The 18,718-nt window shown below is 53.8% G+C and carries 15 protein-coding genes; 8 read left to right on the top strand and 7 right to left on the bottom strand.

The window, feature by feature from the left end:
• Positions 1-42: 42 nt before the first annotated feature.
• From ubiG to yfaE, 4 genes are all read left to right on the top strand, one after another.
• Complete coding sequence (ubiG, locus tag GFC06_RS12000; RefSeq protein ID WP_016157023.1) at positions 43-771, top strand: bifunctional 2-polyprenyl-6-hydroxyphenol methylase/3-demethylubiquinol 3-O-methyltransferase UbiG; 729 nt, start codon at positions 43-45, stop codon at positions 769-771.
• Positions 772-1,214: 443 nt separating this feature from the next.
• A complete protein-coding gene (gene nrdA, locus GFC06_RS11995; RefSeq protein WP_016153798.1) occupies positions 1,215-3,500 on the top strand; it encodes a class 1a ribonucleoside-diphosphate reductase subunit alpha in 2,286 nt (761 codons plus the stop codon).
• Positions 3,501-3,612: 112 nt separating this feature from the next.
• On the top strand, positions 3,613-4,743 hold the full coding sequence (gene nrdB / locus GFC06_RS11990) for a class Ia ribonucleoside-diphosphate reductase subunit beta (RefSeq protein ID WP_016153799.1): 1,131 nt from the start codon (positions 3,613-3,615) through the stop codon (positions 4,741-4,743).
• Positions 4,743-4,997, top strand: coding sequence for a ferredoxin-like diferric-tyrosyl radical cofactor maintenance protein YfaE (gene yfaE, locus GFC06_RS11985; protein ID WP_016153800.1), 255 nt, complete (start codon positions 4,743-4,745; stop codon positions 4,995-4,997). Before nrdB ends, yfaE begins: the two co-directional genes overlap by 1 nt.
• Before the next feature lie 172 nt (positions 4,998-5,169).
• Here yfaE and glpQ read toward each other — a convergent pair whose 3' ends face one another.
• A complete protein-coding gene (gene glpQ / locus GFC06_RS11980; protein ID WP_016157024.1) occupies positions 5,170-6,237 on the bottom strand; it encodes a glycerophosphodiester phosphodiesterase in 1,068 nt (355 codons plus the stop codon).
• Between the two features lie 3 nt (positions 6,238-6,240).
• A complete protein-coding gene (gene glpT, locus GFC06_RS11975) occupies positions 6,241-7,599 on the bottom strand; it encodes a glycerol-3-phosphate transporter (RefSeq protein ID WP_016153802.1) in 1,359 nt (452 codons plus the stop codon).
• Between the two features lie 270 nt (positions 7,600-7,869).
• On the opposite strand from glpT, the gene glpA reads away from it, so the two are divergent.
• The 4 genes from glpA to GFC06_RS11955 all read left to right on the top strand — a co-directional run bounded on the left by glpA (position 7,870) and on the right by GFC06_RS11955 (position 13,032).
• The gene (glpA, locus tag GFC06_RS11970; protein ID WP_016157025.1) at positions 7,870-9,498 is read left to right on the top strand and encodes an anaerobic glycerol-3-phosphate dehydrogenase subunit A; all 1,629 of its coding nucleotides are present in this window, start codon (positions 7,870-7,872) and stop codon (positions 9,496-9,498) included.
• A complete protein-coding gene (gene glpB, locus GFC06_RS11965; protein WP_046275944.1) occupies positions 9,488-10,747 on the top strand; it encodes a glycerol-3-phosphate dehydrogenase subunit GlpB in 1,260 nt (419 codons plus the stop codon). Before glpA ends, glpB begins: the two co-directional genes overlap by 11 nt.
• Positions 10,744-11,934 carry an anaerobic glycerol-3-phosphate dehydrogenase subunit GlpC gene (glpC, locus tag GFC06_RS11960; protein WP_016153805.1) on the top strand — a complete coding sequence of 397 codons (1,191 nt, stop codon included), beginning with the start codon at positions 10,744-10,746 and terminating at the stop codon, positions 11,932-11,934. The genes glpB and glpC overlap by 4 nt, the downstream gene beginning before the upstream one ends.
• A 183-nt stretch (positions 11,935-12,117) precedes the next feature.
• Positions 12,118-13,032 carry an Rpn family recombination-promoting nuclease/putative transposase gene (locus GFC06_RS11955; protein ID WP_153690189.1) on the top strand — a complete coding sequence of 305 codons (915 nt, stop codon included), beginning with the start codon at positions 12,118-12,120 and terminating at the stop codon, positions 13,030-13,032.
• Positions 13,033-13,075: 43 nt separating this feature from the next.
• Here GFC06_RS11955 and yfaU read toward each other — a convergent pair whose 3' ends face one another.
• The 5 genes from yfaU to GFC06_RS11930 form a co-directional block, all read right to left on the bottom strand.
• Positions 13,076-13,879 (bottom strand): 2-keto-3-deoxy-L-rhamnonate aldolase, encoded by an 804-nt coding sequence (gene yfaU / locus GFC06_RS11950; protein WP_153690188.1) that lies wholly within the window; start codon positions 13,877-13,879, stop codon positions 13,076-13,078.
• Positions 13,880-13,904: 25 nt separating this feature from the next.
• A complete protein-coding gene (locus tag GFC06_RS11945) occupies positions 13,905-15,194 on the bottom strand; it encodes an MFS transporter (RefSeq protein ID WP_047500910.1) in 1,290 nt (429 codons plus the stop codon).
• Positions 15,195-15,250: 56 nt separating this feature from the next.
• A complete protein-coding gene (rhmD, locus tag GFC06_RS11940; protein WP_016153809.1) occupies positions 15,251-16,456 on the bottom strand; it encodes an L-rhamnonate dehydratase in 1,206 nt (401 codons plus the stop codon).
• 13 nt (positions 16,457-16,469) lie between these two features.
• Entirely contained in the window at positions 16,470-17,252 is a 783-nt protein-coding gene (locus GFC06_RS11935) for an IclR family transcriptional regulator (RefSeq protein ID WP_016153810.1), read from the bottom strand.
• Positions 17,253-17,470: 218 nt separating this feature from the next.
• A complete protein-coding gene (locus tag GFC06_RS11930) occupies positions 17,471-18,673 on the bottom strand; it encodes a nicotinamide mononucleotide deamidase-related protein YfaY (protein WP_075847736.1) in 1,203 nt (400 codons plus the stop codon).
• Between the last annotated feature and the right edge of the window lie 45 nt (positions 18,674-18,718).

Raw genomic sequence — 18,718 nt, 5'->3', positions numbered from 1 at the left:
GATATACTCATTTGCATCGCAAATTTAGGAGTAGAAGCCCCAATGAATGCCGAAAAACCTCCGGTAACTCACAACGTTGATCAGGAAGAAATTGCCAAGTTTGAAGCAGTCGCGTCACGCTGGTGGGATCTTGAGGGTGAATTTAAGCCACTGCACCGTATTAACCCGCTGCGCCTGGGCTATATCACGGAGCGCTCAGGCGGCCTGTTTGGTAAAAAGGTACTCGACGTCGGCTGCGGCGGCGGCATTCTGGCAGAAAGCATGGCGCGCGAAGGCGCAACCGTCACCGGTCTGGACATGGGCTTTGAACCGTTACAGGTAGCAAAACTGCATGCGCTGGAGAGTGGTATCCAGGTGGAATACGTTCAAGAAACGGTTGAAGAACATGCGGAAAAACATGCGCATCAGTATGACGTTGTGACCTGCATGGAAATGCTGGAGCACGTACCGGACCCGCAGTCGGTGGTCAGGGCCTGCGCCAGACTGGTCAAACCGGGCGGCGAAGTGTTTTTCTCCACGCTTAATCGCAACGGCAAATCCTGGCTAATGGCGGTGGTCGGCGCGGAATATATTTTGCGTATGGTGCCGAAAGGCACGCATGATGTGAAAAAATTCATTAAGCCGGCTGAACTGTTAGAGTGGGTTGACCAGACCGTGCTGAAAGAGCGTCATATGACCGGCCTGCACTACAACCCGATCACCAACAGTTTTAAACTCGGCCCCGGCGTTGATGTGAACTATATGCTACACACTACCGCGCAAGCAGATTAACCCCCTCCACCCGGCCGGATAAGGCGTGCAACGCCGCAATCCGGCACAGTGCCTGATAGTGCGCAGCTTTCGGGCCTGCGCATCGCCTACCAATCCTGAGTAGGATCGTCAGGGCAATTTTTGCGCCAGGTCATAAGAACTTACCTTGCCTTAGATGAAGAAATCAGCACTCGATCAAATTTTCTATTTTTTTTCTCAATTATTGACATCCTCGCCAGGCCTTATAAGACGCGCACTTAGCGATTATTACCCTTTTGCAACCTCAATTTAACCTCAAAATCAACTCTTGTACTGAAAAGAATCCCTACTAGAATACTCACCATATAGCGTCTACTTTATCAAACAACCCCTACATATAGTATTTATCCACAGACTTAGTCACAACATGACTTTGTGGATAATATGGGGGATATTTTTTCTTTCACGGACAGGTAAAAAACCACATGAATCAGAGTCTGCTGGTGACAAAGCGTGATGGTAGTACAGAGCGCATCAATCTCGACAAAATCCACCGAGTTCTGGATTGGGCGGCAGAAGGACTGAATAACGTATCGATTTCTCAGGTCGAGTTGCGCTCCCACATTCAGTTTTATGACGGTATCAAGACATCCGATATCCATGAAACAATCATCAAAGCTGCCGCCGACCTGATCTCGCGCGAGGCACCGGATTATCAGTACCTGGCTGCTCGCCTGGCGATTTTCCATCTGCGCAAAAAAGCCTACGGCGAGTTTGAACCGCCGAAACTGTTCGACCATGTCGTGAAAATGGTTGAAATGGGCAAATACGACAATCATCTGCTGGAAGACTACACGGAAGAAGAGTTCAAGCAGATGGACTCGTTCATCGTACACGACCGTGATATGACCTTCTCCTACGCTGCGGTGAAGCAGTTAGAAGGTAAATACCTGGTACAAAACCGTGTTACCGGTGAGATTTATGAAAGCGCGCAGTTCCTCTACATTCTGGTAGCGGCCTGCCTGTTCTCTAACTATCCGCGTGAAACGCGTCTGCAATACGTAAAACGTTTCTACGACGCCGTTTCTACGTTTAAAATTTCGCTGCCGACGCCGATTATGTCTGGCGTGCGTACCCCTACCCGTCAGTTCAGCTCCTGCGTACTGATCGAGTGCGGCGACAGCCTGGACTCCATCAACGCCACCTCCAGCGCGATTGTGAAATACGTTTCCCAGCGCGCCGGCATCGGTATCAACGCCGGTCGCATCCGTGCGCTGGGTAGCCCGATCCGCGGCGGAGAAGCGTTCCACACCGGTTGTATTCCGTTCTACAAGCACTTCCAGACCGCGGTAAAATCCTGCTCCCAGGGCGGCGTACGCGGCGGTGCTGCAACGCTGTTCTACCCAATGTGGCACCTGGAAGTTGAAAGCCTGCTGGTCCTGAAAAACAACCGTGGCGTCGAAGGCAACCGCGTGCGTCACATGGACTACGGCGTACAGATCAACAAACTGATGTACACCCGTCTGCTGAAGGGCGGCGACATCACGCTGTTCAGCCCGTCCGACGTCCCGGGCCTGTATGATGCGTTCTTCGCTGACCAGGACGAATTCGAACGTCTGTACACCAAATATGAAAACGACGACAGTATCCGCAAGCAACGCGTGAAAGCCGTTGAACTGTTCTCTCTGATGATGCAGGAACGTGCCTCTACCGGGCGTATCTATATTCAGAACGTTGACCACTGCAACACCCATAGCCCGTTTGATCCAATTGTCGCTCCGGTGCGCCAGTCTAACCTGTGCCTGGAAATCGCCCTGCCGACCAAACCGCTGACCGACGTTAACGACGAAAACGGCGAAATTGCGCTGTGTACGCTGTCCGCATTTAACCTCGGTGCTATCAACAGCCTGGACGAGCTGGAAGAGCTGGCCGAATTGGCGGTGCGCGCGCTGGATGCGCTGCTCGATTATCAGGATTATCCGATTCCTGCCGCCAAACGCGGCGCGATGGGTCGCCGTACGCTGGGTATTGGCGTGATCAACTACGCCTACTGGCTGGCGAAAAACGGTAAGCGTTATTCTGACGGCAGCGCGAACAACCTGACTCACAAAACCTTTGAAGCCATTCAGTATTACCTGATGAAAGCCTCTAACGAGCTGGCGAAAGAGCAAGGCGCGTGCCCGTGGTTTAACGAAACGACCTACTCCAAAGGTATTCTGCCGATCGATACCTATAAAAAAGATCTCGATGCTATTGTCAACGAGCCGCTGCATCTGGACTGGGAACAACTGCGCGAATCCATCAAAACGCACGGTCTGCGTAACTCCACGCTGTCAGCCCTGATGCCATCGGAGACCTCTTCGCAGATCTCTAACGCCACCAACGGTATTGAACCACCGCGCGGCTATGTGAGCATCAAAGCGTCGAAAGACGGTATTCTGCGCCAGGTCGTGCCGGACTACGAACACCTGCACGACGCGTACGAACTGCTGTGGGAAATGCCGAACAACGATGGCTATTTGCAGCTGGTAGGTATCATGCAGAAATTTATCGATCAGTCGATTTCCGCCAACACCAACTATGATCCGTCGCGCTTCCCATCCGGAAAAGTACCGATGCAGCAGTTACTGAAAGACCTGCTCACCGCCTACAAATTTGGTGTCAAAACGCTGTATTATCAAAACACCCGTGACGGTGCGGAAGATTCTCAGGACGATCTGGTGCCGTCCATTCAGGACGATGGCTGCGAAAGCGGCGCATGTAAGATCTGATGAACGATGCCGGGTGGCACCAGGCTCACCCGGCCTACAGTAGCTTGGTTTGTAGGCCGGAAAGGGTGCTTGTAACGCCATCCGGCACTCATCCCACAAAGGATTCACATCAATGGCATACACCACTTTTTCACAGACGAAAAATAACCAACTTCTGGAACCGATGTTCTTCGGCCAGCCGGTGAACGTCGCCCGCTACGATCAGCAAAAATATGACATCTTCGAAAAACTGATCGAAAAGCAGCTCTCTTTCTTCTGGCGTCCGGAAGAAGTTGATGTTTCTCGCGATCGCATCGACTTCCAGGCGCTGCCGGAACATGAAAAGCATATCTTCATCAGCAACCTGAAGTATCAAACGCTGCTGGACTCCATTCAGGGACGTAGCCCGAACGTGGCGCTGCTGCCGTTAATCTCGATCCCTGAGCTGGAAACCTGGGTGGAAACATGGGCGTTTTCAGAAACGATCCACTCCCGTTCCTACACCCACATCATTCGTAACATCGTGAACGATCCGGCGGTGGTGTTTGATGACATCGTCACCAACGAGCAGATCCAGAAACGCGCGGAAGGCATTTCCAGCTATTACGACGAATTGATTGAGATGACCAGCTACTGGCATTTGCTGGGCGAAGGCACGCATACCGTTAACGGTAAAACGGTTGTCGTAAGCCTGCGTGAACTGAAGAAGAAGCTGTATCTGTGCCTGATGAGCGTGAACGCGCTGGAAGCGATCCGCTTCTACGTCAGCTTCGCCTGCTCCTTCGCCTTCGCCGAACGCGAACTGATGGAAGGCAACGCGAAAATTATTCGCCTGATCGCCCGCGATGAAGCCCTGCATTTGACCGGGACCCAGCATATGCTGAATCTACTGCGCAGCGGTGTGGACGATCCGGAAATGGCGGAAATCGCCGAAGAGTGTAAACAAGAATGTTACGACCTGTTCGTACAGGCCGCGCTGCAGGAAAAAGAGTGGGCGGATTATCTGTTCCGTGACGGCTCAATGATTGGCCTGAACAAAGATATTCTGTGCCAGTACGTTGAGTACATCACCAACATCCGTATGCAGGCTGTCGGACTCGACTTGCCGTTCCAGACCCGCTCTAACCCAATCCCATGGATCAACACCTGGCTGGTGTCTGATAACGTGCAGGTTGCGCCGCAGGAAGTGGAAGTCAGCTCTTACCTGGTCGGCCAGATCGATTCGGAAGTCGATACCGACGACCTGAGTAACTTCCAGCTCTGATGGGCCGCGTTACTCTGCGCATCTCTGGCACACAACTGCTGTGCCAGGATGAACACCCTTCCCTGCTTGCCGCGCTCGAATCGCACAATGTTGAAGTTGAATACCAGTGCCGCGCAGGTTATTGCGGCTCCTGCCGTACCCGTCTGGTAGCGGGACAGGTCGACTGGATTGCCGAACCTCTGGCCTTCATTCAGCCAGGTGAAATTTTGCCCTGCTGCTGTCGGGCAAAAGGCGATATTGAAATAGAGCTGTAACGCGTGGCGGGATAAAAATTACGACTAAAAAAGAGCCGCCGATGGACGGCAGCTCTTTATTTCTCCTGGAGGCAGGTATGGCCACGTTGACGGCAGACGGCCTTATCTAGCCGTTAATAACGTTTGATCCAACCAGGCCTGTGACCGGAGGTGCATCACAGACCTTGTGCCATTACTCTTTATTCAGGAATGTCACTGCTTTGTCGGGGAAGTCGGTGAACAGCCCGTCAACGCCCGCCTTGTTATACAGAATGTCATACAGCTGGTTTACGTCAGTGGTGTAATCCGGCAGTTGATCGGCACGAACGGTATAAGGATGCACCACCATCTTATTCTGATGCGCGTCCTGTACCATGCCCGTTAACGAGATATTGCCTTTCTTCGACTTCTCATCAATCAGCATGTGATAGTCCGGCCCAATGCCGTCCGCATACTGCGCAACCTGCTTCATGGCACCCGGTTTAAACATCCAGTCGTAGTTGTAATTAACCCAACTACCGTCCGGCTTTTTCTCCTGAGTTTCATTCCAGTCAGTGTACGCAATCAACTGTACCAGATTGAGATCCATCCCCATCTTCGGTTCCAGTTCATTCTTAATGCGCTTTAACTCTGCGACATCAAAACACTGTAGATAAACCTTGTCATTCTTGTCGGTGTACCCGTACTTTTTCAGCACTTCCAGCGTTTTAGCCGCAATGTCCTTCCCTTCCTGATGATGGAACCACGGCGCTTTCATTTCCGGGTAAATGCCAATGTTTTTACCGGTTGAATGATTTAATCCCTGAACGAACTCAATCTCTTCTTCGAAAGTGTGCACACGGAAATCAGATTTACCCATCGGGAAACGCCCTGGGTAGGTCTGGACCTTTTTGCCATTTTCGATATCAAAGCCTTCGGTAAATTTCAGCGATTTAATCTCATCCAGCGTAAAGTCGATAGCGTAGTAGCGCCCATCTTTACGCGCACGATCCGGGAAACGCTCGGCAACATCGGTGACGCGGTCAAGGTAGTGGTCATGCAGGACAACCAGATGGTCGTCCTTGGTCATCACCAAATCCTGTTCCAGGTAATCAGCCCCCTGAGCATAAGCCATCGCTTTTGCTGGCAGCGTATGCTCCGGTAGATAACCGCTGGCGCCACGGTGCGCAATCACGATTTTTTCTGCGGCAACCGCCGCGCTGCTCACCACAATACCTGTCAGCATTAGCGCCACGCTGAGACTTTTCAATGTGGTTTTCATCTATTAGCCCCCGTTACGCTTCAGTGCGATCTCTTCGTGATGGCGTTTTTCGCCAATCATGACGACCACCAGCAGAATAACCGCCAGCACGCTACCGCCAATCATCACCATAAAGCCGCCGTCCCAACCGAAGAAGTCAACGGTATAGCCAACAATGGCGCTCGCCGCTACGGAACCGCCGAGATAACCAAACAGACCGGTAAAGCCAGCCGCCGTACCCGCCGCTTTTTTCGGTGCCAGTTCCAGCGCATGCAGACCAATCAACATTACCGGACCGTAGATCAGGAAGCCGATGATAATCATACAAGCCATATCCACGTTCGGGTTGCCTGCCGGGTTCATCCAGTAGACGATAGTCGCGATAGTCACCAGCGTCATAAAGAACACGCCGGTCGCACCACGGTTGCCACGGAAGACTTTATCCGACATCCAGCCGCACAGCAGCGTGCCCGGAATACCCGCATACTCATACAGGAAGTAGGCCCAGGATGATTTATCCAGCGCGAAATGTTTCACTTCTTTCAGATAGGTCGGGGACCAGTCCAGGATGCCGTAGCGCAGCAGATAAACAAACACGTTGGCGATAGCGATGTACCACAACAGTTTGTTCGGCAGTACGTATTGCATGAAGATCTGCTTCGCAGTCAGCTCTTCTTCCGCTTTCTCGTTGTAATCGTCCGGGTAGTCGTTCTTGTACTCTTCGATAGGCGGCAGGCCACAAGACTGCGGCGTATCACGCATCAGAGCAAAAGCAAACAGCGCGACGACGATCGCACCGAAAGCAGGCATGTACAGCGCCGCTTTCCAGTCATTGAACCAGGCCATACCCAGCAGGAACAACAGAGGAGGCAGACCACCGCCCACGTTGTGCGCACAGTTCCAGACGGAGACAATGCCCCCACGCTCTTTCTGCGACCACCAGTGCACCATGGTACGACCACACGGCGGCCACCCCATTCCCTGGAACCATCCGCAGAGGAACAGCAGCACAAACATAACCGCAATGCTCGAAGTCGCCCACGGCACAAAGCCCATGAACAACATGACTGCGGCGGCCAGAATCAGACCCGCTGGCAGGAAAACGCGCGGATTCGAGCGATCCGAAACGGACCCCATGATGAATTTCGAAAATCCGTAAGCAATGGAGATACCGGATAACGCAAAACCCAGATCGCCACGCGAGAAACCTTGCTCAACCAGATACGGCATCGCAAGGGCAAAGTTCTTACGTACCAGATAGTACGCGGCATAGCCAAAGAATATCCCCAGAAAGATCTGCCAACGTAATCGACGATATGTCGGGTCGATCTCCGCTGCAGGCAAACGCGCCGTGTGTGACGCTGGTTTAAAAATGCTCAACATAGTGTAGCCTCCGTGGCCGTCTTTCATTCGAAGTAAACACTGCAGTTCGTCATTACTACCCTACCGCTCCCAGTGTGGCCGCGATGTTAAGGAAAGATACATAACAAAAATGTGAAACGCTGCACATATTGTTACAGATTTATGACAAATGTTCATAAAGGCGCACGAAATCACGTTTCATTTTCGAATAATGAGCGATTATGCGCGAAATCAAACAATCCATGTTTTTTATGTGGCTAAATGATAAAAAACGAACTGTGAGGAAAAACAATGAAAATTCGCGACTCGCAAACAAGTGACGTGATTATCATTGGTGGAGGAGCAACAGGTGCAGGGATCGCACGCGATTGTGCGCTGCGCGGGTTGCGCGTCATCTTAGTGGAACGCCACGATATCGCCACAGGGGCGACCGGACGTAACCACGGTCTGCTGCACAGCGGTGCACGCTACGCCGTCACCGACGCTGAATCTGCCCGGGAGTGCATCAGCGAAAACCAAATTCTCAAACGTATCGCCCGTCATTGCGTTGAGCCGACGGACGGTCTGTTTATTACCCTGCCGGAAGATGAACTCTCCTTCCAGGCAACCTTTATTCGCGCCTGTGAAGAGGCCGGTATTCGCGCAGAAGCAATTGACCCTAAGCAGGCGCGCATTATCGAACCTTCCGTCAACCCACAGCTGATTGGCGCGGTAAAAGTGCCGGACGGCACGGTTGATCCTTTCCGCTTAACCGCCGCCAACATGCTGGATGCGCGTGAGCATGGCGCAGTAATCTTAACGGCGCATGAAGTGACGGGACTGATTCGTGAAGGGGCAACGGTTTGCGGCGTGAACGTACGCAATCATCTGACGGGTGAGATGCAGTCTCTGCATGCACCGGTAGTCGTCAACGCCGCCGGGATCTGGGGCCAGCGCATTGCGGAATATGCCGATCTGAGCATCCGTATGTTCCCGGCCAAAGGTTCGCTGCTGATTATGGATCACCGCATTAACCAGCATGTCATCAACCGCTGTCGTAAGCCGTCTGACGCCGATATCCTGGTGCCCGGTGATACCATTTCGCTGATTGGCACCACCTCACAGCACATTGATTACGATGATATCGACAGCAACCGCGTCACCGCAGAAGAGGTCGATATACTGCTGCGTGAAGGCGAAAAACTGGCGCCGATTATGGCGAAAACGCGCATTTTACGCGCCTACTCCGGCGTGCGTCCTCTGGTAGCCAGCGACGACGATCCAAGTGGACGTAACGTCAGCCGTGGGATTGTACTGTTCGATCACGCCCAGCGTGACGGACTGGACGGGTTTATCACCATTACCGGCGGCAAATTGATGACCTACCGCCTGATGGCAGAGTGGGCCACCGATGCCGTTTGCCGTAAACTGGGCAATACCCAACCTTGCACAACGGCAGACACGGCGCTGCCTGGCTCACAAGAATCGACCGAGCATACGCTCAAACGCGTGATCTCGTTGCCCGCGCCACTGCGCGGCTCAGCGGTCTACCGTCACGGCGATCGCACCCCTGCGTGGCTTAGCGAAGGTCGTCAGCACCGCAGCCTGGTCTGTGAATGCGAAGCGGTCACTGCAGGTGAAGTGCAGTACGCCGTCGAGAATTTGACCGTCAACAGCCTGCTGGATTTGCGTCGCCGTACCCGTGTTGGAATGGGGACCTGCCAGGGCGAATTGTGTGCCTGCCGCGCCGCAGGTTTGCTGCAACGTTTTAATGTCACCACCGCCGCGCAATCTATCACTCAGCTTTCCGATTTCCTCAATGAACGCTGGAAAGGCGTGCAGCCTATCGCCTGGGGAGATGCGCTGCGCGAAAGCGAATTCACACGCTGGGTCTATCAGGGATTGTGCGGTCTGGAAAAGGAGCACCAGGATGAAATTTGATACCGTCATTATCGGCGGCGGCCTGGCCGGACTACTGTGCGGCCTGCAACTGCAAAAAAGCGGTTTACGCTGCACGATTGTCACTCGCGGCCAAAGCGCCCTGCATTTCTCCTCCGGCTCACTGGATTTGCTCAGCAACTTACCCGATGGCCAACCGGTGACGGATATAGAAGCAGGCCTGAATGCGCTGCGCACTCAGGCACCCGCGCACCCGTACAGCACCATCGGAACGCACAACGTCCTGGAGCTGGCCCAGCAGGCGCAAAATCTGCTGGAAGAATGCGGAACGCATTTGCAAGGCAAGGTACATCAGTCACATCAACGCATCACCCCGCTGGGAACGCTGCGCTCAACCTGGTTAAGTTCCCCGGAAGTTCCGGTCTGGCCGCTGTCCGCGCAGCGTATCTGCGTTGTAGGTATTAGCGGTTTACTGGATTTTCAGGCACATCTCGCCGCGGCGTCGCTGCGTCAACGCAATCTCAGCGTCGAGACGGCAGAAATCGATCTGCCTGAGCTGGATGTCCTGCGTGATAACCCGACCGAGTTTCGCGCCGTCAATATTGCGCGCCTGCTGGATAACGAAGATAAATGGTCGCTGCTCTATGACGCTTTACTGCCAGTAGCAAAAACCTGCGACATGATAATTATGCCGGCCTGCTTCGGTCTGGCGGATGAACAGCTCTGGCAATGGCTTAACGAGCGCCTCCCCTGCTCGCTGACGCTGTTACCGACCCTACCGCCTTCGGTACTGGGTATGCGTTTGCATAACAAATTGCAGCGCCAGTTTGTGCGCCAGGGCGGCGTCTGGATGCCGGGTGATGAAGTGAAGAAAATCACCTGTCAGGACGGCGTGGTCAGCGAAATCTGGACCCGTAATCATGCCGATATTCCTTTGCGGCCACGTTTCGCCGTGCTCGCCAGCGGCAGCTTCTTCAGCAGCGGGCTGGTCGCCACGCGTGAGGCCATCTACGAACCTATCCTGGGGCTGGATGTACAGCAAACCGCCACGCGCGCCGAGTGGTATGAGCGTGACGTCTTCGACCCACAACCGTGGCAGCAATTTGGCGTTACGACCGATGCCGGGCTGCGCCCGTCGCTGGCGGGACAAACGATAGAGAACATGTATGCCATCGGTTCCGTTCTCGGCGGATTCGACCCTATCGCCCAGGGTTGCGGAGGCGGCGTGTGCGCTGTTAGCGCCTTACACGCCGCACATCATATTGCGAAACGTGCAGGAGGCCAGCAATGAGCGACACACGTTTTGAAAGTTGTATCAAATGCACGGTGTGCACCACGGCCTGCCCGGTAAGTCGCGTCAATCCGAACTACCCTGGTCCTAAACAGGCCGGACCGGACGGTGAGCGTCTGCGCCTGAAAGATGGCGCGTTATATGACGATGCGCTGAAATACTGCATCAACTGTAAGCGCTGCGAAGTGGCCTGTCCGTCAGATGTGAAGATTGGCGATATCATCCAACGCGCGCGCGCCAAATACGACACTACGCGTCCGTCGCTGCGTAACTTCGTCTTAAGCCATACCGATTTGATGGGTAGCGTGTCCACACCGTTCGCCCCGATAGTGAATACCGCCACCTCACTCAAACCGGTGCGTCAGTTGCTGGATTACGCGCTAAAAATCGACCATCGCCGTACGCTGCCGAAGTACTCTTTCGGTACCTTCCGCCGCTGGTATCGCAGCGTTGCCGCACAGCAAGCGCAATATCAGGATCAGGTTGCCTTTTTCCACGGCTGTTTTGTGAATTATAACCATCCGCAGCTCGGCAAAGACCTGATCAAAGTGTTGAATGCGATGGGAACCGGGGTGCAACTGCTGAGCAAAGAGAAATGCTGCGGCGTACCGCTGATTGCCAACGGCTTTACCGATAAAGCGCGTAAGCAGGCGGTGAGCAACGTGGCCTCCCTCAGAGAAGCAATTGACGGCAAAGGCATTCCGGTGATCGCCACCTCATCAACCTGCACCTTTGCGCTGCGTGATGAATATCCGGAAGTGCTGGACGTCGACAACTCAGGTCTACGCGAACACATTGAACTGGCAACCCGCTGGCTGTGGCGCAAGCTGGATGAAGGCAAAACGCTGCCGCTGAAAACGCTGCCGCTGAAAGTGGTCTACCACACGCCATGCCACATGGAGAAAATGGGCTGGACGCTCTACACGCTGGAACTGCTACGACAAATTCCAGGGCTGGAGCTAACGGTGCTGGACTCGCAATGCTGCGGGATTGCCGGGACATACGGCTTTAAAAAGGAAAACTACCCGACATCGCAGTCCATTGGCGCACCGCTGTTCCGCCAGATTGAAGACAGCGGCGCTGATATCGTCGTCACCGACTGCGAAACCTGTAAATGGCAGATTGAGATGTCGACAAGCAAACGCTGCGAACACCCCATCACCCTGCTTGCCAAAGCGTTAGGTTAATTCTGTTGCCCGGTGGCGTTGGCTACCGGGCATTTTTGCGAATGCCGTTGTACATAACTGAATACGTTGCAACCGGACGTATTTATCTCTGACTCCTCCACGCAAAGAATCAATTCCACGAATGCAGCCCGCGTCATCCGTGGGTACCGTCACGCCATCTTCTTCCTCTGGTGACGGACTACCATGGCTAAATCAGCAACATCAACACCGCATGATGCGGTTTTTAAAAAGATAATTTCTTATCCTGAGATGGCTCGCGATTTTCTTGAAATTCACCTTCCCGTCGCATTACGCGAGATATGTGACCTGCAAACGCTGAAGCTGGAGCCTACCAGTTTTATCGAAAAGGATCTCCGTGCTTACTATTCCGACGTATTGTGGTCGTTAAAAACCCGCGAAGGTGAAGGCTACATCTACTGCGTTATCGAACATCAGAGTACAGCGGTACAACACATGGCATTTCGCCTGATGCGTTATGCCACTGCCGCCATGCAATATCACCTGGATGCCGGATACAGAACGCTACCTCTGGTTATCCCCATGCTTTTTTATCACGGGCAACAGAGCCCGTATCCGTGGTCGCTCAACTGGCTGGACGAATTTGATTACCCACAACTGGCGCGCAAGCTTTACTCAGAAGCATTTCCGCTAGTGGACATCACTGTGGTATCTGACGACGAGATTATGCAGCATCGGCGTATCGCTCTACTTGAACTGATGCAAAAACATATCCGCGATCGCGATGTGATGGGACTGGTGGACAGGCTGGTCGCGCTTTTAGTTACTCGTACCGTTAATGACAGCCAGTTGCAAACGCTGTTTAATTATCTGCTACAGCGCGGTGAGGCTTCTCATGTCAGCGAATTTATCCGTGAAATTGCCGGGCGCTCACCCCATAACAAGGAGAAATTGATGACGATCGCAGAGAAACTACGCCAGGAAGGCCATCACAATGGATTGCAGGAAGGCTGGCTAAAAGGAACACGAGAAGAAGCATTACGTATTGCCCGCATGATGCTGGAGCGAGGCATCGATCATGAGACAGTCCTGACCATTACCGGATTTTCTGCTGACGACGTGACAGAGCATCACCATTAGGAGCTATTTCAGGCCCGATGGCGCTACACCACCGGGCCCGATATTAATAACTACTTTTCAACGTTTGCTTACTCTGGTCTGGCTTAAACATTGCCAGCCTGCGATCCAGCGCTTCGGTATAAAGCATGGTATCCACGCCTACCGCGACAAAATTTGCTCCCCATTGCAGACATTTCTGCGCCATTGCTGGGTCAACAGCGAGGAAACCGGCTGCTTTTCCGGCTGCGCGAATACGGCGAATGCTTTGCTCAATGATCCGCTGCACCTCCGGGTGTCCGGCATTATCCGGATAGCCCAACGACGCAGAAAGATCCGCCGGGCCAATAAAGACACCGTCAATACCGTCAACGTCCAGAATGGCATCCAGATTATCCAGTGCCGCTTTGCTTTCGACCTGTACCAGCAGGCAGAGTGATTCATTAGCCTGGGCCATATAATTGTCGATACGCCCCCAGCGCGCCGCCCGTGCCACGCTGGCGCCGACACCACGCTCGCCGAGCGGTGGATAACGAGTCGCGGAAACCACCTGAAGCGCCTGCTCTGCGCTGTCGACCATCGGGACAAGCAGCGTCTGCGCGCCAATATCCAGCACCTGCTTGATCAACGCTTTACTGCCCTCCACCGGGCGAACCACAGGCTGGCTGGCATAAGGCGCAATCGCCTGCAACTGATGGTAAAGATCCTGCACCGTGTTCGGCGCGTGTTCTCCATCAATCAGCAGCCAGTCATAGCCCGACGTCGCGGCAATCTCCGCCATGTAAGAGGTGGTCGAACTAAGCCACAGGCCGACCTGGACTTCCCCTTTGCGTAATCCTTCTTTGAAGGGATTTGATAACAATGCGTTCATAACGATCCTTACAACGTAGATAAGATTAATGATGCGCAGCGCCTGCTTGTGAAACTGAACGGTTCACACTCAGCGTAAAGATGATTAGCGAGCCAATAATCGCGACGCCCGCGAGGACCAGCAGACCCGCCGCATCGCTGGCAAACACCGTTTCGGCTTTGACGCGCAGAATGGGAGCAATAAAGCCGCCGACGGCACCAAACAGGTTGACGAAGCCGATCCCCGCCGCCAGAGCTGTCCCGGAAAGAAGTTGCGTTGGCATCGTCCAGAACACCGGCTGTACCGCAATGAAACCGACCGCCGCGACGCAGAGCGCCACAATCGCCAGTACCGGTGAAACCAGCCCGGAAAGGCCAATGCCGATTCCTGCCGCCAGCAGCGTCAGCGCGGCAACATTACGCCGGTCGCCGGTGCGATCGGAGTAGCGAGGAATAAGCCATGTACCAAACAGCGCCGCCACCCACGGTATTGCCGCCACGACCGAAGCCGTAAAGCCCACTTTTGTCCCTAACAACGCAGCAACCTGAGTTGGCAGGAAGAAGATCAGGCCATACACCGCCACCTGGATCGTCAGATAGATAATCGCCAGTTGCCAGACACGGCCATTACGCAGCGCATCCGACAGGCGTGAAGTGACCTTTTTTTCCTCTTCACTTGTCAACTGGCTAATGAGCATCGCCTTTTCCTCCGCGCTCAGGAAACGCGCCTGCTGCGGGGTATCATCCAGCCAGAAGAAGGTGAAAACACCCGCGCCTACCGCCAGTAAACCTTCGATAACGAACATCCAGAACCATCCCGGATGCCCCATAAACCCGTGCATCTCCAACAGCGCACCGGAAAGCGGCGATCCCAGGGTTAACGCCAGCGGCGCCCCCATGTAGAACAGCCCCATGATGCTGGCGCGGTTACGCTGGGGGAACCACTGGGACGTCAGGTAGATCATACCGGGGAAGAAGCCCGCCTCTGCCGCCCCCAGCAGAGTACGGATAATCAGGAATTTCGATTCAGTATCCGCCCATGCCATCGCCGCAGAGAGGAATCCCCACAGCAACGTGGTGGTACCAATCCAGGTTCTGGCACCAAATTTACGCATCAACAGGTTGGCAGGAACCCCCAGAAAGGCGTAAACCACAAAGAAAATCCCCGCGCCCAACGCATAAGCTTCGTTGCTCAGACCGGTATCAATCTGATAGGTCTCTTTGGCAAAACCGATGTTCGAGCGGTCAAGAAACGCCAGCACATACAGCGCCAGCATAAAGGGAATCAAACGGGCGCGGTTTTTCTTCACCACACCATCAAGTAACGTGGTACTCATAGCAAGATCCTCAAAGAAATGAGGGCGTTGCCGTGGCATTGGCAACGCACTGGTCATTAGTGGCTATAAGGGCGCTTCAGATTGCAGTCGCGGTTAAGCTCGACGCCAAATCCTGGTTTGTCGAGCACCGACTTATGAATGCGGCCATTGACGGGTACCGGTTCGTCCAGAAGGATCGGATCAAACTGTGGACGCATCGTTGAACAATCCGGGCTGGTCATCAAAAACTCGCTGAACGGGGTATTGGTGAACGTGATTACCGCGTGGTGCGAGTAAACCGAGGAACCATGCGGCACCACCAGCTGTCCGCGCGATTTAGCAATAGCGGCAATTTCCACCAGCGTGGTTAACCCACCGCACCAGCCCACATCAGGCTGCATGATATCGATGCCGGTTTCTGAGAGTGTGCGGAAGGACTGCAGCGTCCCGTGGTGTTCACCGCTGGTGACCATCATCCCCGCCGGGGCGTTACGTTTCAGCTCGCGATAGCCTTCATACTGCTGCGGCGGCAGACACTCTTCGATCCACTTCAGATTAGACGGTGCGCAGGCATGGGCCAGTTTGGTGGCATAGTTCACGTCCTGACTCATCCAGCAATCGAGCATCAACCAGAAATCCGGACCGCATTTCTCACGCATGTCGGCTACCATTGCCGCATCTTTGCGGATCCCTGCATCCCCGTCGTGCGGCCCCCAATGGGTTGGCATTTTGCCGCCAATAAAGCCCATCTCTTTCGCCAGATCAGGGCGCGCACCGGTCGCGTAGAATTGAATTTCGTCGCGTACCGCGCCACCCAATAGTTTGTAGACCGGTAAACCCACCACCTTGCCAAACAGATCCCACAGCGCCAGATCCACGCACGAGATGGTGTTCATCACCAGACCGCCGGAGCCGGAGTAGTACATCGTTGCGCCCAGCATCTGGTCGTGAATGAGTTTGATATCACTGACGCATTTCCCTTCAATAAAACGATTGAGATGCTTTTCCACAATAAAGCACCCCATCTCCCCTGCCGTGGAAACAGCAAAACCGGTCTGTCCGTTTTCAGCTTCCACTTCAACAATCAGTGTTCCTAATACGTTGATGCCAAAGGACTGGCGCGATTGCTCATATTCACGATATTTGCTCATTGGCGTGGCGATATGATCGTCAATCCAGTGGTTAGCGCCCTGATCGTGATAGTCGCCGCCGCCAGCGCCTTTATCCGCCGTAGCACCACCGGTAAACCAGGCACGAACGTGTTTAATTTTAGGTAGGGTCATGGTGTTCTCCTTTTTATGAAGCGAGTGAGTCGAAGGGACTTTTCCATCCCAACAGGCGTGAAATATCCCTGGCGCAGGCAATCGCTTTACCGGCCAGATAATCACGGTTCTCTTCGTTAATTTGCAGACGAGTGCCGACGACTGAAATCGCGGCGGTCAGTTCATTGTTAGCGTTAAAAACAGGCGCTGCAACGCAGCGAACATCGGGATAATCTTCGCCATTATCAAAGCTCCATCCACGCTGTCGAATACGCTCCAGCTCGTCATTCAACTGCTGTGGCCTGGTGATAGTGGTCGGCGTTGCCTGTTCCCATATCAGCTGTTCAATAATGGCTTTTCGTGCGGCTGCCGGTTGCCAGGCCAGCAGGCATTTGCCGATACCCGAGCGATAGAGCGAAAGACTTTTCCCTTCGTGGGAGCGCACGCTGATAGTGGATGACGATTCCACTTTCAGAATGTAATACGCGCTTTCGTGGTCGATGATCCCGAGATGGCAAAGTAACCCTGTCTCATCCATCAGCTGTGTCAGCCGGGGACGCGCCAGTTCACGTAAATCCATCTTGCTCAGCGCATGCCCGGACAACTCAACCAGCTTGGTCCACAGGCAGTAATTTTCCTGATGATCAATGCTGATAAAGCGCTGACGCTTCAGTTCGTTAAGTAACAGGTACGCGGTGCTTTTTGGAATACCCAGCGCCTCTATGATGGTGGCGGCGCTACATGGGCCGATACGCGCAATGAGATTGAGTATTTCGATCGCCCTGGTGAGCGCGGGAACTTTGCTTGATTCCAACATACTGGACTCCAGTCTTAGATACTGGAATCAGTGTGGTAGGTTAAGGGGGTTAAAATTGTGAAGCGCATCAAATCCTCTCGTTCTTCCAGCTGGCTGGAGAAAAAACGAGCATAATTGTGAACTAACGCACGGATTTTTTTACAGAGAGTACAACAGGTTGGACTGATAACGGGAAGGCCAGAATGCCTTCCCATAACAAGCGCGTGAGACAGTGCAAGTCAGGAAGGCAGCGTCAGGGATTCAACCACTTCTATCCAACCGTGTTCGGTGGCAATATCCTGCCCGTTGAGCCAACGGCGCAGCATATTGAGCGCCATCATTGCGCACACTTCCTGACGCACCGACAAACTATAACGATTAGCGTTCAGCCGTACGCGTAAGGCATGCGTTCCATCAGGCGTTGCCAGCGCAAAGTTAATATGTTCGTTTTCGAAAGCCGATACCGCCAGCGCCAGCCCGGCATAATGGTTGCCGCGTCGTTCGGTTATCCAGTGTGCCGTTTGCGCCAGCGTTTCTTCCTGGGGCGGAACCACTTCGCTCGCCAACAGCGGAGCATTCGCGCGCGAAAGCTGCAGCGCCACCAGACCACCGGTAAATTGTTCGCTTAGCGTCAGGCTGTATTGCCGTTCCTGCAACGTACGGGCGATTTGCGCGGGTAAACCTTCCGTACCTTCGAAAATCATATTCTGCCCGGCAACCCGCTTAACTTCTGGCCACAGCGCCAGCATAGCTTCCCGTTGGGAATCCGGCCCGGTCAGCTTTAGTTCGATAATCGGCATTGACGAGCGGTAGCCCATTGTCACTCCCGGAGGCAATTGCAGCGGATCCAGGCTCTGCGCCAGCTCGCTTTCAGAACGACCAAAGGTGGTTAATCGCAGGCATAGCGGGGGTTGAGACAGCGAAAAACGCTCACGCAAACGCGGCAGGATCTCATGCTCAACCATGACTTTAAATTCTGATGGCACTCCCGGGGTAAAGAACATCAGGCAGCGGTTAAGCTTCAGGGCAAACCCACACGCGGTTCCTACCGGATTATTGATGAATTCCGCACTGGCAGGTAGCTCAGCCTGTTTGCGGTTACTCGGTGCCATCACGCGTCCACGATCGCGGAAATAACGCGTCATCTCGGCGAGCCATGCTTCATGCAGCACCAGCCCTTCACCTTTTGCCGTGGCCGCCGCCAGCGCGCTCAAATCATCGCTGGTTGGTCCCAGACCGCCGTTAACGATCAGTACATCGGCATGTTCGCTACGCTCACGCAAAACGGCGACCAAATCATCAAGATTGTCACCTACCGTGTTGCGACGGGTTAGTGGTAACCCCTGATTAAAGAAAAAATCGGCCAGCCAGGCGGCATTCGTGTCGACGATTTGTCCGTGCAACACTTCATCCCCGGTGGATAGCATCTCCACGTTTAACATCGTGTTCTCCTGCTTTTATGATGAAAACACTATAACGCATGGAGG

The organism is Citrobacter braakii (assembly GCF_009648935.1).
In the GTDB taxonomy this organism is placed as follows: domain Bacteria; phylum Pseudomonadota; class Gammaproteobacteria; order Enterobacterales; family Enterobacteriaceae; genus Citrobacter; species Citrobacter braakii.
The sequence above is the reverse complement of the archived record's forward strand: the minus strand, read 5'-3'. Positions and strand labels throughout refer to the sequence as shown.